The organism is Streptomyces sp. R11 (assembly GCF_041051905.1).
In the GTDB taxonomy this organism is placed as follows: Bacteria; Actinomycetota; Actinomycetes; order Streptomycetales; family Streptomycetaceae; genus Streptomyces.
Window position 1 is genome coordinate 2,316,698 of sequence record NZ_CP163432.1, and the last position, 13,346, is coordinate 2,330,043.

Annotated in this window: 8 protein-coding genes; 3 read left to right on the plus strand and 5 right to left on the minus strand. The window is 70.1% G+C overall.

Annotated features, from left to right (window positions below):
• Positions 1-92: 92 nt before the first annotated feature.
• Positions 93-1,058, plus strand: coding sequence for an acyl-CoA dehydrogenase family protein (locus AB5J55_RS10575; protein WP_369270407.1), 966 nt, complete (start codon positions 93-95; stop codon positions 1,056-1,058).
• On the opposite strand, the gene AB5J55_RS10580 is transcribed toward AB5J55_RS10575, so the two are convergent.
• Both AB5J55_RS10580 and AB5J55_RS10585 read right to left on the minus strand, forming a co-directional pair.
• Entirely contained in the window at positions 1,036-2,682 is a 1,647-nt protein-coding gene (locus AB5J55_RS10580; protein ID WP_369270408.1) for a cytochrome bc complex cytochrome b subunit, read from the minus strand. The two genes, AB5J55_RS10575 and AB5J55_RS10580, sit on opposite strands and share 23 nt — an antisense overlap.
• Before the next feature lie 84 nt (positions 2,683-2,766).
• Positions 2,767-3,492 carry a VWA domain-containing protein gene (locus tag AB5J55_RS10585; protein WP_369270409.1) on the minus strand — a complete coding sequence of 242 codons (726 nt, stop codon included), beginning with the start codon at positions 3,490-3,492 and terminating at the stop codon, positions 2,767-2,769.
• A gap of 145 nt (positions 3,493-3,637) precedes the next feature.
• Here AB5J55_RS10585 and AB5J55_RS10590 point away from each other — a divergent pair, with 145 nt between their 5' ends.
• On the plus strand, positions 3,638-4,621 hold the full coding sequence (locus AB5J55_RS10590) for a rhomboid family intramembrane serine protease (RefSeq protein WP_369270410.1): 984 nt from the start codon (positions 3,638-3,640) through the stop codon (positions 4,619-4,621).
• 131 nt (positions 4,622-4,752) lie between these two features.
• Here AB5J55_RS10590 and AB5J55_RS10595 read toward each other — a convergent pair whose 3' ends face one another.
• From AB5J55_RS10595 to AB5J55_RS10605, 3 genes are all read right to left on the minus strand, one after another.
• Entirely contained in the window at positions 4,753-6,213 is a 1,461-nt protein-coding gene (locus AB5J55_RS10595; protein ID WP_369270411.1) for a glutamate synthase subunit beta, read from the minus strand.
• On the minus strand, positions 6,206-10,804 hold the full coding sequence (gene gltB / locus AB5J55_RS10600; RefSeq protein ID WP_369276151.1) for a glutamate synthase large subunit: 4,599 nt from the start codon (positions 10,802-10,804) through the stop codon (positions 6,206-6,208). Before gltB ends, AB5J55_RS10595 begins: the two co-directional genes overlap by 8 nt.
• Positions 10,805-11,178: 374 nt before the next feature.
• On the minus strand, positions 11,179-11,910 hold the full coding sequence (locus tag AB5J55_RS10605) for a VIT1/CCC1 transporter family protein (protein WP_369270412.1): 732 nt from the start codon (positions 11,908-11,910) through the stop codon (positions 11,179-11,181).
• 273 nt (positions 11,911-12,183) lie between these two features.
• On the opposite strand from AB5J55_RS10605, the gene AB5J55_RS10610 reads away from it, so the two are divergent.
• Positions 12,184-13,296: an ADP-ribosylglycohydrolase family protein gene (locus AB5J55_RS10610; RefSeq protein WP_369270413.1), complete on the plus strand. Its 1,113-nt coding sequence runs from the start codon at positions 12,184-12,186 to the stop codon at positions 13,294-13,296.
• Positions 13,297-13,346 lie beyond the last annotated feature (50 nt).

Sequence of the window (13,346 nt, forward strand, 5' to 3'; positions counted from 1 at the left end):
CGCCGAGGCGAACGCCACCGACATCGGGAGGGCCGTGTGACGCCGACAGGGACACCACCATCGTCACCGCCACCCCCGAAGGGACCCCGCTGATGAGGTTTCTCCTCGACCCCGAGCAGCGGGCCTTCGCCCGCTCGCTGGACTCGATGCTCACGGCAGCCGACACGCCGTCGGTCGTACGGGACTGGAGCCGGGGCGAGCATGCGAGTGGCCGCGCGCTGTGGTCCCGTATCGCGGAGGCGGGGGTCTTCGCGCTCGCCGTACCGGAGGGGTACGAGGGGCTGGGCGCACGGCCCGTCGAACTCGCCCTCGCCTTCTTGGAGTTGGGTCGGCATGCCGTGCCCGGCCCGCTGGTGGAGACGGTCACGACGGCGGCGCTGCTCGCCGAGCTGCCCGACTCCGGCCCCGCCAAGCGGCTCCTGCCGTCGCTGGCGGCGGGGGAGGCCATGGCGACGCTGGCGTGGCCGGCGCCGTATGCCCTGGACGGCGACGTGGCCACGACCCGCCTCGCTCTCACCCCCGACGGCCTGTACCTCTCCCCCGGCCATGGCCCCGTACGCCCCTCCCTGGACCCGGCCCGCCGCGTCACCCCCCTCGAACCCGGCGGCGAACTCCTCAGTCCGGATCCGCCCACCGCACAGGCCCTCGCCCACGCCCGTCTCACCACCGCCGCCCAAGCCCTCGGCGTCGGTCTCGCGCTGCTCGACAGAACCGTCGGCTACGTCAAGCAGCGCACCCAGTTCGGTGCCCCGATAGGCTCGTTCCAGGCGGTGAAGCACCGGCTGGCCGACGCGAGGATCGGCCTGGAGTTCGCCCGGCCGCTGCTCTTCGGCGCCGCGCTCACCATGGCGCCCGCCGACATCGCCGCCGCGAAGGTCACCGCGTGCGAAGCCGCGTACGCCGCCGCCCGGACCGCGCTGCAGTTGCACGGCGCGATCGGCTACACGGCGGAGTACGACCTGTCGCTGTGGCTGACCAAGGCCCGCGCGTTGCGCACCGCCTGGGGCAGCCCGGACCTGTGCAGGGCCGAGGTGCTCAGTGGTGATCGCCGCTGGTGACCTCGCGGTACTCCTCCACCGTCGGCTTGGTGATCCGCGTCGTCGGCCCGAACATCGCCCGCGCCAGCCGGGCCCGTACCCGCTGGGCCGGGCTGACCCGGCGCCGGACGCCGCCTGCGTCGACGAGCGGGCCGATCTCGTACGGCGGCTCCTGCTCGTGCTGGGTGAGGGTGAACAGCTGCTCCTGCGACAAAGGCTCGTGGACCTCGACGTACGCACCGTGCGGGAGCCGCTTGATGGTGCCCGTCTCCCTGCCGTGCAGCACGTTGGCCCGGTCCCGGCGCTGCAGCCCGAGACAGATCCGCTTGGTCACGTAGAAGGTGAGAACCGGCACGACGAAGACGGAGATCCGCACGAACCACGTGATGGCGTTGATCGACAGATGCAGATGGGTGGCCACGATGTCGTTGCCGCCGCCGATCAGCAGGACCGCGTACAGGCTCAGCCAGGCCGCGCCGAGGCCGGTGCGCACGGGCATGTTGCGCGGCCGGTCGAGGATGTGGTGCTCACGTTTGTCGCCGGTGATCCACGCCTCGATGAAGGGATACACACCGAGCGCGAGCAGGATCAGCGGGAAGAGCGAGAAGGGGATGAAGACGCCCAGTTCCAGGGTGTGGCCCCAGGCGTTGAGCTCCCATCCCGGCATCACCCGGATCAGGCCCTCGGAGAAGCCTAGATACCAGTCGGGTTGGGCGCCCGTGGTCACCAGGTCGGGGCGGTAGGGCCCGAAGGCCCACACCGGGTTGATGCTGGCGATGCCGCCCATGATCGTCAGCACGCCGAAGACGAGGAAGAAGAAGCCGCCCGCCTTGGCCATGTACACCGGCAGGAAGGGCATGCCGACGACCGACTTCTGGTTGCGGCCGGGGCCTGGGTACTGCGTGTGCTTGTGGTAGAAGACCAGGATCAGATGGGCCACCACCAGGCCGAGCATGATGCCGGGCAGCAGCAGGATGTGGATCGGGTAGAGGCGAGCGATGAAGTCCTCGCCGGGGAACTCCCCGCCGAAGAGGAAGAACGCCACGTACGTGCCCACGATCGGGATCGACAGGATCGCGCCGTGCGCGAACCGCAGGCCGGTGCCGGACAGCAGGTCGTCGGGGAGGGAGTAGCCGGTCAGGCCGGTGATGATGCCGAGCATCAGCAGGGTCCAGCCGAACACCCAGTTCAGCTCGCGCGGCTTGCGGAAGGCGCCGGTGAAGAACACCCGCATCATGTGCACCAGCATGCCGGTGACGAAGACAAGCGCCGCCCAGTGGTGGATCTGCCGGATCAGCAGCCCGCCGCGCACGTCGAAACTGATGTCGAGCGTGGACTCGTACGCCCGGGTCATCAGGACCCCGTTGAGGGGCTCGTAGGAGCCGTTGTAGACGACCTCGCTGGTGCTCGGGTCGAAGAACAGGGTGAGGTAGACGCCCGTGAGGATCAGGATGAGGAAGCTGTAGAGGCAGACCTCGCCCAGCATGAAGGACCAGTGGTCCGGGAAGACCTTGCGCATGTTGGCCTTGGCCAGCGCGTACAGCCCGAGCCGCCCGTCCGCCCAGTCGGCGACCTTCTCGCCCTTGCCGGGCGGTGCGGGCCGCCGCGGCGCTGTGCCCTCGTTCCCCGATCGTGCGCCGTGCATAGGTCGTCGCCTCCCCGTCGGATCACCCACAGGGTGACATGGCCTCACGGGCCGCGCCAACGGGGCGAACAGGCCGCCGACGGGTCAGGCGGGGCGTACGATCCCCTGCGCCCGGGCCGCCACGAGCCACTTCGGGAACTCCGCGACCAGGCGGTCGTACAGCTCGGCGTCGGACATCCGCCGCGGATCCGAACCGGCGTGGAAGAACCCGGCGTTGTCGATCACTCTTTTGCCCGGCACCGCCAGCTCGTCGAGCTTGCGCAGAAAGTCGAACTGCCGGCTCGCCGGGTCCCCGAAGCCGATGAACTGCCAGAACAGCGGGAGCGGGGCCGCCTTGCACAGGTACCGTTCCGCGGCGAGCTTGTTGATGGGCCCGCCGTCGGTCTGGAACACGACCAGGGCCGGTTCCCGTGACCCGCTGTCCAGGTAGTGGTCGATGACGGCGTCCATCGCCAGGTGATAGCTGGTCTTGCCCATGTGCCCGAGCCCGGCCACGATCCGCTCGATCCGCCCCTGGTGGTCGGCCAGCGCGATCTCGGTCTCGGCGTCGACGTCGGTCGAGAAGAAGACCACCGGCACGGTCCCGTCGTCGTCGAAGTGCGCCGACAGCCCGAGCACCCGGTCGGCGAGCGCCTGCACGCTGCCGTCCTTGTAGTACGGCTTCATCGAACCGGAGTAGTCGACCACCAGATAGACCGCGGCCCGCACCCCGTCCAGCCCGTGCTTGTGCAGCGACACACCGGCGCTCTTGTACAGGCTGACCAGCGCGGGCGCGGTCTCCTCGACCTTGCTGAGACTGATCGCCGCCATACGTTCTCCCCCAAGTGCGTCCGTACGGCTGCCGAGATTACGGCATCACCGGCCCCACCTGTCCCTCCGTCCACAGGTGTTCGCTATTTTGATCGCCGCCGTCCCCACCGGCTCATCGTCCGTCCAGTTCTCCGAGGAGCCGGCTGTGGAGCCCGAGTCCGCAGAGTCCGAGGCCGTCAGGCCCGACGCCACCAAGTCCGAGGCCGTCGGGCCCGACGCCGACAAGCCCGCAGTCACCACCTGCTATCGCCACCCGAAGGTGGAGTCCCACGTCCGCTGCACCCGCTGCGACCGGTACATCTGCCCGGACTGCATGCGCGAGGCGGCCGTCGGCCATCAGTGCGTGGAGTGCGTGAAGGAGGGCTCGCGGTCGGTGCGGCAGGCCCGGACGCTGGTCGGCGGGCGGATCTCCGCGACCCCGCTCGTGACCTCCGTACTCATCGGGCTCAACGTCCTCGCCTATCTGGCCGAGGTGGTGCGCCCGGAGATCCTGGACCGGTTCTCGATGCTCAGCGCCCGGCTGGTCGGGCCGGACGGCGGCTACTACATCTACGTCTCCGGTCACCCCTCGGACTTCCACGCCGAAGGCCTGGTCGCCGGGCAGTGGGAGCGGCTGCTGACCAGCGGCTTCCTCCACCTGCCGCCGACCGAGGGCACCTTCGGGCTGCTGCACATCGTGATGAACATGCTCTCGCTGTGGCAGCTCGGCCGGGTCGTGGAGCCGATGCTGGGGCGGGTCCGCTACCTCGCGCTGTACCTGCTGGCGACGCTGGGCGGGTCGGTGCTCCAGCTGCTGCTCGCGGACGTGAACGTGGAGTCGGTCGGCGCGTCGGGCGCGATCTTCGGGCTCGGCGCCGCGTACTACGTCCTCGCCCGCCGGATCGGCGCCGACATGCAGACCGTCAACCGCTTCATGGCTTTCCTGCTCCTGTGGCTGCTGCTCTCCGCCGGCCTCACCTCCTGGCAGGGCCACCTCGGCGGACTGCTGACGGGAGCGGCGGTGACTCTCGCCTACGCGTACGCCCCGCGCGGCCCGCGCCAGGCCCTCATCCAGACGGCCGCCTGCGTGGGCGTGCTGGTGCTGCTGGCGGTGCTCGTGGTCGCGAAGGTGTCGGAGCTGACGGGCTGAGAGCGGCGCCTCAGGCGCAAGGCGGCGGCGCCTGCCCAGTCCGGTCGGGGACTGTGGGCAGGCGCCGTCTGTGTTCCGTACGCCTTTGTACGGGACGTGTATGAGCGACCGTCAGGTCACTTGTGGTGCCGTCAGACCATCAGCGCGCGGTCCGTCGGACGGATCGGCGCGGGCAGCTCGCTGGCGCCGGTCAGGAAGCGGTCGCAGCCGCGGGCGGCCGAGCGGCCCTCCGCGATGGCCCACACGATGAGCGACTGGCCGCGGCCGGCGTCACCGGCGACGAACACGCCCGGCACGTTGGTCTGGAAGTCGGCGTCGCGGGCGATGTTGCCGCGCTCGTCGAGGTCCAGGCCGAACTGGTCCATCAGGCCGTTGTCACGGTCGGGGCCGGTGAAGCCCATGGCCAGCGTGACCAGCTGGGCGGGGATCTTGCGCTCCGTGCCCGGCTTCTGGCTCAGCTTGCCGTCGACGAACTCGACCTCGGTGAGGTGCAGCCACTGGACGTTGCCGTCCTCGTCGCCCTCGAAGTGGGTGGTGGAGACGGAGTAGACCCGCTCGCCGCCCTCCTCGTGCGCGGACGTGACCTTGTACAGCATCGGGAAGGTCGGCCACGGCTGGTGCGGCGCGCGGTCCTCGCCCGGGCGGGGCATGATCTCCAGCTGCGTGACGGAGGCCGCGCCCTGGCGGTGGGCGGTGCCCACGCAGTCGGCGCCGGTGTCGCCACCGCCGATGACCACGACGTGCTTGCCCTCGGCGGAGATCGGGGAGGTGACGTAGTCGCCCTCCTGGACCTTGTTCGCCAACGGCAGGTACTCCATGGCCTGGTAGACGCCCTTGAGCTCGCGGCCGGGGACCGGCAGGTCACGGGCGGTCGTGGAGCCGGCGGCGATGACGACAGCGTCGTACCGCTTCTTGAGGTCGGTCGCCTTGAGGTCGCGGCCGATCTCGATGCCGGTACGGAAGCGGGTGCCCTCCGCGCGCATCTGCTCGATACGGCGGTTGATGTGCCGCTTCTCCATCTTGAACTCGGGGATGCCGTAGCGCAGGAGGCCGCCGATGCGGTCCGCGCGCTCGTACACGGCCACGGTGTGGCCGGCCCGGGTCAGCTGCTGGGCGGCGGCGAGGCCCGCCGGGCCGGAGCCGATGACGGCGACCGTCTTGCCCGACAGGCGCTCCGGGATCTGCGGCTCGACGTCACCGCTGTCCCACGCCTTGTCGATGATCGAGACCTCGACGTTCTTGATGGTGACGGCCGGCTGGTTGATGCCGAGCACGCACGCCGACTCGCAGGGGGCGGGGCAGAGGCGACCGGTGAACTCCGGGAAGTTGTTGGTCGCGTGCAGCCGCTCGCTCGCGGCCGCCCAGTCCTCGCGGTAGGCGTAGTCGTTCCACTCGGGGATCAGGTTCCCCAGCGGACAGCCGTTGTGGCAGAACGGGATGCCGCAGTCCATGCAGCGGCTGGCCTGCTTGCTGATGATCGGCAGCAGGGAGCCGGGGACGTAGACCTCGTTCCAGTCCTTGAGGCGTACGTCGACGGGGCGGGACTTGGCGACCTCGCGCCCGTGGTTGAGGAAGCCCTTCGGGTCAGCCATTGATCGCCGCCTCCATCATCTTCTCGGTGATCTCGGTCTCGGAGAGACCGGCTCGCTCGGCGGCGTCCTTGGCGGCGAGCACTGCCTTGTACGTGCTGGGGATGATCTTGCTGAAGCGCTCGACGGCGGTCTCCCACTCGGCCAGGAGCTTCTCGGCGACCGTGGAGCCGGTCTCCTCCTGGTGGCGGCGGACCACGTCGTGCAGCCACTGCTTGTCGGTGTCGTCGAGGGCCTCGACGGCGCTCACGTTGCCGACGTTGACGTTGTCCCGGTCGAGGTCGATGACGTACGCGATGCCGCCGGACATGCCGGCCGCGAAGTTACGACCCGTCTCGCCGAGGACCACCGCGTGGCCACCGGTCATGTACTCGCAGCCGTGGTCGCCCACGCCCTCGGAGACGACCGTCGCGCCGGAGTTGCGGACACAGAACCGCTCGCCCGTACGACCGCGAAGGAACAGCTCACCGCCGGTCGCGCCGTACGCGATGGTGTTGCCCGCGATCGTCGAGTACTCGGCGAGGTGGTCGGCGCCCCGGTCGGGACGGACGATCACCCGGCCGCCGGAGAGGCCCTTGCCGACGTAGTCGTTGGCGTCGCCCTCCAGGCGCAGCGTGACACCGCGCGGCAGGAAGGCACCGAAGGACTGGCCCGCCGAACCCGTGAAGGTGATGTCGATGGTGTCGTCGGGCAGGCCCGCGCCACCGAACTTCTTCGTCACCTCGTGGCCGAGCATGGTGCCGACCGTGCGGTTGATGTTGCGGACCTTGACCTGGGCGCGCACCGGCTGGGCGTCGGTCGCGGAGTCCGCGGCCAGCGCGTCGGCGGCGAGCTTGATGAGCTCGTTGTCGAGCGCCTTCTCCAGGCCGTGGTCCTGCTCGACCAGCGCGTGGCGCACCGCGCCCTCGGGCAGCTCGGGCACGTGGAACAGCGGGGCCAGGTCCAGGCCCTGCGCCTTCCAGTGGTCGACCGCGCGGGTCACGTCGAGGGCCTCGGCGTGGCCGACGGCCTCCTCGATGGAGCGGAAGCCCAGCTCGGCGAGGATCTCGCGGACCTCTTCGGCGATGTACTGGAAGAAGTTCACGACGTACTCGGCCTTGCCGGAGAACCGGTCCCTCAGGGTCGGGTTCTGGGTGGCGATGCCGACCGGGCAGGTGTCCAGGTGGCAGACGCGCATCATGATGCAGCCGGAGACGACGAGCGGCGCGGTCGCGAAACCGAACTCCTCGGCGCCGAGCAGCGCGGCGATGACGACGTCGCGGCCGGTCTTGAGCTGACCGTCGGTCTGCACGACGATGCGGTCGCGCAGGCCGTTGAGCAGCAGGGTCTGCTGGGTCTCGGCGAGACCGAGCTCCCAGGGGCCACCGGCGTGCTTCAGCGAGGTGAGCGGGGAGGCACCCGTACCACCGTCGTGACCGGAGATCAGGACCACGTCCGCGTGCGCCTTGGAGACACCCGCGGCGACCGTGCCGACGCCGACCTCGGAGACCAGCTTCACGTGGATGCGGGCCTGCGGGTTGGCGTTCTTGAGGTCGTGGATCAGCTGAGCCAGGTCCTCGATGGAGTAGATGTCGTGGTGCGGCGGCGGGGAGATCAGGCCCACGCCCGGCGTCGAGTGACGCGTCTTCGCGACCCACGGGTAGACCTTGTGGCCGGGCAGCTGGCCGCCCTCGCCGGGCTTGGCGCCCTGGGCCATCTTGATCTGGATGTCGTCGGCGTTGACCAGGTACTCGGAGGTCACGCCGAAGCGGCCGGACGCGACCTGCTTGATGCTCGACCGGCGCGCCGGGTCGTACAGACGGTCCGGGTCCTCGCCGCCCTCACCGGTGTTGGACTTGCCGCCCAGCTGGTTCATGGCGATGGCGAGGGTCTCGTGCGCCTCCTTGGAGATGGAGCCGTACGACATGGCGCCGGTGGAGAAGCGCTTGACGATCTCGGAAGCCGGCTCGACCTCGTCGATGGAGATCGGCTGCCGGTCGGACGTGAAGCCGAAGAGCCCGCGGAGCGTCATCAGGCGCTCGGACTGCTCGTTCACGCGCTCGGTGTACTTCTTGAAGATGTCGTAGCGACCGGTGCGCGTGGAGTGCTGGAGGCGGAAGACCGTCTCCGGGTCGAACAGGTGCGGCTCGCCCTCGCGACGCCACTGGTACTCGCCGCCTATCTCCAGCGCGCGGTGCGCCGGGGCGATGCCCGAGGCGGGGTAGGCCTTGGAGTGGCGGGCGGCGACCTCCTTGGCGATGACGTCGAGGCCGACGCCGCCGATCTTGGTGGCCGTGCCGTTGAAGTACTTCTCGACGAAGGCGGTGTCGAGGCCGACGGCCTCGAACACCTGCGCGCCGCGGTAGGAGGCGACGGTGGAGATGCCCATCTTGGACATGACCTTCAGGACGCCCTTGCCGAGGGCGTAGATCAGGTTGCGGATGGCCTTCTCGGCCTCCATGCCCGGCAGGAAGGTACCGGCGCGGACGAGGTCCTCGACCGACTCCATCGCCAGGTACGGGTTCACGGCCGCGGCGCCGAAGCCGATGAGCAGGGCGACGTGGTGGACCTCGCGGACGTCGCCGGCCTCGACCAGCAGGCCCACGTGGGTGCGCTGCTTGGTGCGGATGAGGTGGTGGTGGACGGCCGCGGTGAGCAGCAGCGACGGGATCGGCGCGTGCTCGGCGTCGGAGTGGCGGTCCGACAGGACGATCAGGCGGGCGCCGTTCTCGATGGCGGCGTCGGCCTCGGTGCAGATCTCCTCTATGCGCGCGGCCAGCGCGTCGCCGCCGCCGTGCACCCGGTACAGGCCGGACAGGGTCGCGGCCTTGAAGCCGGGCATGTCGCCGTCGGCGTTGATGTGGATGAGCTTGGCCAGCTCGTCGTTGTCGATCACCGGGAACGGCAGGGTGACGCTCCGGCAGGACGCGGCCGTCGGCTCCAGCAGGTTGCCCTGCGGGCCGAGGGACGAGAACAGCGAGGTCACGAGCTCCTCGCGGATGGCGTCCAGCGGCGGGTTGGTGACCTGCGCGAACAGCTGGGTGAAGTAGTCGAAGAGCAGTCGCGGCCGGTCGCTCAGCGCGGCGATCGGCGAGTCGGTGCCCATCGAGCCGATCGGCTCGGCGCCGGCCTTGGCCATCGGCGCGAGGATGACGCGCAGCTCCTCCTCGGTGTAACCGAAGGTCTGCTGGCGGCGGGTGACCGACGCGTGCGTGTGCACGATGTGCTCGCGCTCGGGCAGGTCGGACAGCTCGATCTCGCCGGCCTCCAGCCACTCGGCGTACGGCTTCTCCGCCGCGAGCTGGGCCTTGATCTCGTCGTCCTCGATGATGCGGTGCTCGGCGGTGTCCACGAGGAACATCCGGCCGGGCTGCAGGCGGCCCTTGCGGACGACCTTGGCGGGGTCGATGTCGAGGACGCCGACCTCGGAGCCGAGGACGACGAGGCCGTCGTCGGTGACCCAGTAGCGGCCGGGGCGCAGACCGTTGCGGTCGAGCACGGCGCCGACCTGGGTGCCGTCGGTGAAGGTGACACAGGCCGGGCCGTCCCAGGGCTCCATCATCGTGGCGTGGAACTGGTAGAAGGCGCGCCGGGCCGGGTCCATGGAGTCGTGGTTCTCCCACGCCTCCGGGATCATCATCAGCACGGAGTGCGGCAGCGAGCGGCCACCGAGGTGGAGCAGCTCCAGCACCTCGTCGAAGGACGCCGAGTCGGAGGCGTCCGGCGTACACACCGGGAAAATGCGCTCAAGAGCCTTGTCGTCGGATCCGAACAGGTCGGAGACGAGCTGCGACTCGCGGGCACGCATCCAGTTGCGGTTGCCCTTGACGGTGTTGATCTCACCGTTGTGCGCGACGAAGCGGTAGGGGTGAGCGAGCGGCCACGACGGGAAGGTGTTCGTGGAGAAGCGCGAGTGGACGAGGGCGACGGCCGAGGCGAAGCGGCGGTCGGACAGGTCCGGGAAGAAGGGCTCCAGCTGGCCGGTGGTCAGCATGCCCTTGTAGACGATCGTGCGGGCCGACAGCGACGGGAAGTAGACACCGGCCTCGCGCTCGGCGCGCTTGCGCAGCACAAAGGCCTTGCGGTCGAGGTCGATGCCCTCCGAGGAGCCGTCCGCGACGAACACCTGCCGGAAGGCGGGCATCGTCGAACGGGCGGTGGCGCCCAGCAGTTCGGGCGCGACGGGAACCTCACGCCAGCCGAGGACGTTCAGGCCCTCCTCGGACGCGATCGTCTCGATCTGCGAGACGGCGTCCTGGGTCCCGTCCTCCGGCAGGAAGGCGATACCGACAGCATAAGCACCGGCCTGGGGCAGTTCGAATGCGGTCACCTCACGCAGGAAGGCGTCCGGCACCTGGGAGAGGATGCCCGCGCCGTCGCCCGAGTCGGGCTCGGAGCCCGTGGCGCCGCGGTGTTCGAGATTGCGCAGAACGGTGAGCGCCTGCTCGACCAGCGTGTGGCTCGCCTCGCCGGTGAGGGTGGCCACGAAGCCGACGCCACAGGCGTCGTGCTCGTTGCGGGGGTCGTACATACCCTGCGCAGCAGGGCGAGCATCCATGAACGACCAGTTCTGGCCATTCGTGGAGTGCTGGGACGGCTGGCGCGGCGTACGCATCGGCTCTCCCGTCGTCGTCATCTGGCATATGCAAATTGCCGAGGGACGACGTTGGCCCTCTGCGTGAGTGCAAAATTTCGTGCAGGTTACATGATGGAGCGGTTCTCGGGAAGCGGGATAATCCGTTCCAACATGCGGACGCCACGGGCTGACGGCGGGGGTTCCGCGCACATGGCTCGAAGTATGTGGGGACCGAACGGGACAGGTCCATGTCCGTCGATCCAGGGGGGCGGAAGCGGGCGTCGTCGCCCACCCCGCGAGTGCGTCACAGGCCTCATTGCCCGCAGCGCTTACGGCTCATGCCCGGTGGTTAAGCATTCGAAACCAGCGAGTAACGGCTACTTATGCGGCCCAACGCATAAGTCCGAGCCGAGCTATCCTACGGCCGTTCCGAACAGGCTGCCCAGGGCGTACGTCACACCGGCCGCGGCACCGCCGAGCGCGAGCTGCCGCAATCCGCTGAACCACCAGCTCCGCGCGGTCACCTTGGCCACGACCGCACCGCACAGGAACAGCCCGGCCAACGCCAGCAGCACGGCCGGCCACAGCGCGGTCGCACCGAGCAGATACGGCAGTACGGGCAGCAGGGCGCCCAGCGCGAACGACCCGAACGACGACACGGCCGCGACCAGCGGCGACGGCAGATCACCGGGGTCGATGCCGAGCTCTTCACGGGCATGTATCTCCAGAGCCACCTCGGGATCGCGGGAGAGCTGCTCGGCGACGGCCCGCGCGAGCCCCGGCTCGACACCCCGCGATTCATAGAGAGCAGCGAGCTCGGCCTCTTCGTCCTCGGGGTGCTTTCTCAGCTCCCGCCGCTCGACGTCCAGCTCGGCCTCGACCAGCTCGCGCTGGGAGGCGACGGAGGTGTACTCGCCGGCGGCCATGGAGAAGGCGCCGGCGGAAAGACCGGCGAGCCCGCTCAGCACGATGGTCTGATGACTGACCGCCCCGCCCGCGACGCCGGTCATCAGGGCGAGGTTGGAGACCAGACCGTCCATCGCACCGAAGACGGCGGGGCGCAGCCAGCCGCCGTTCACATCCCGGTGCGTGTGGTTGTCACGGTGCGCCTCATGCAGGGCGGCTTCGGTCTCGATGATGGCCATGAGGGGTCCCCCAGAAAGCTCAGGCAAGGCTGTCTTTAGACACGTTCCATTCTTCGACAACCACAAATCTACGCTCCAGCATTCCCCGCCGCCAGCAAGGAAAGGCTGCGCTAACCTGCACTTTTCCCGTAGAACGCTCATTCGTGGCTGATCTCGCACAGATGTCGACCGGGTGACACTGAGGCTTCCGAGGCTCGGGTCAACCGCCGACGGTGGGACATATCCGCAAAGGGCTCCGCGCCCTGGGCGGAGCCCCCGGAGGAGAGGCCACGCATGCCATCGACCGCCTGCATTCCCTCGGTCCCGGCGCCCGGGGACGCCGCCGAACTCCGCGGACGGGCGCGCGGCGCGCTGCTGGGCCTGGCCGTCGGCGACGCGCTGGGCGCCCCCGCGGAGAACATGAAGCCCTCCGAGATCCGCGCCCGCTGGGGCCGTATCACCGGCTTCGTCACCGACAACCCCTCCGGCACGGACGACACGGAGTACGCGATCTTCTCGGGCCTCCTCCTCGCCCGCCACGGCTCGGCCCTCACCCCGGCCCATGTGGAATCGGCCTGGCACCAGTGGATCGCGGACCGTGCGGAGGGCCCCTTCCGGGGCGCGGGCTTCAGCGAGCGCGGCACGCTGGAGAACCTCCGCCGGGGCCTCGCGGCCCCCATCTCCGCCCAGCACCGGCACGCCTGGAGCGACGGTCTCGCCATGCGGGCGGCCCCCTTCGGCGTTTTCGCGGCGGGCCGCCCGGCCGAGGCGGCCCGGCTGGTGGCGATCGACGGCTCGGTGAGCCACGAGGGCGAGGGCATCTACGGCGGCCAGGCGGTGGCGGCGGGTGTCGCGGCGGCGATGGCGGGAGCACCGACGATCGCCGTGGTGGCCTCGGCCCTGGCGGTGGTCCCGGACGACTCCTGGACGGCTCGCTCGCTGCGCCGGGCCGTGGCGGTGGCCCACCGCGGCGAACGCGCGGTCCGCTCGGCCGTCGTCATCGGCGGCTACCCCTGGACCGACCTGGCCCCCGAGGCGGTCGCACTGGCCTTCGGGGCGTACGCGGCAGCGGACGGCGACTTCGTCCAGGCGGTCCTCACGGCCGTGAACATGGGCCGGGACGCGGACACGACGGCGGCGGTCGCGGGGGCCCTGGCGGGGGCGACGCAGGGCGAGTCCGCGATCCCGGCGGAGTGGGCGGCGGCGATCGGGCCGGCGCGGGGCAGCTGCCTGCCGTCGATGTCCGGGCACCACGTGCTGGATGTGGCGGAGCTGCTGGTGCCGGGGGAGGGCGGGAAGTGGGGGGCGAGGGGGTCCGAGGCAGGTGAGGTGCCGCTGGGAGGCGGGGCTTTCGCGCGCCACTCCCTCGCCTTGGTCAGTGACGACGAGGCGGAGGTCCGGCCGTGACGCCGCCCCGTCCCCTGGACGAGGGGTCCCCGACTTCGGCGCCCCCGAAT

Bases quoted from the DNA above. Each gene is read 5' to 3' on its own strand.
- AB5J55_RS10575 (WP_369270407.1), top strand. From the start codon at position 93: ATGAGGTTTCTCCTCGACCCCGAGCAGCGGGCCTTCGCCCGCTCGCTG.
- AB5J55_RS10580 (WP_369270408.1), bottom strand. From the start codon at position 2,682: ATGCACGGCGCACGATCGGGGAACGAGGGCACAGCGCCGCGGCGGCCC.
- AB5J55_RS10585 (WP_369270409.1), bottom strand. From the start codon at position 3,492: ATGGCGGCGATCAGTCTCAGCAAGGTCGAGGAGACCGCGCCCGCGCTG.
- AB5J55_RS10595 (WP_369270411.1), bottom strand. From the start codon at position 6,213: ATGGCTGACCCGAAGGGCTTCCTCAACCACGGGCGCGAGGTCGCCAAG.
- gltB (WP_369276151.1), bottom strand. From the start codon at position 10,804: ATGCGTACGCCGCGCCAGCCGTCCCAGCACTCCACGAATGGCCAGAAC.
- AB5J55_RS10605 (WP_369270412.1), bottom strand. From the start codon at position 11,910: ATGGCCATCATCGAGACCGAAGCCGCCCTGCATGAGGCGCACCGTGAC.
- AB5J55_RS10610 (WP_369270413.1), top strand. From the start codon at position 12,184: ATGCCATCGACCGCCTGCATTCCCTCGGTCCCGGCGCCCGGGGACGCC.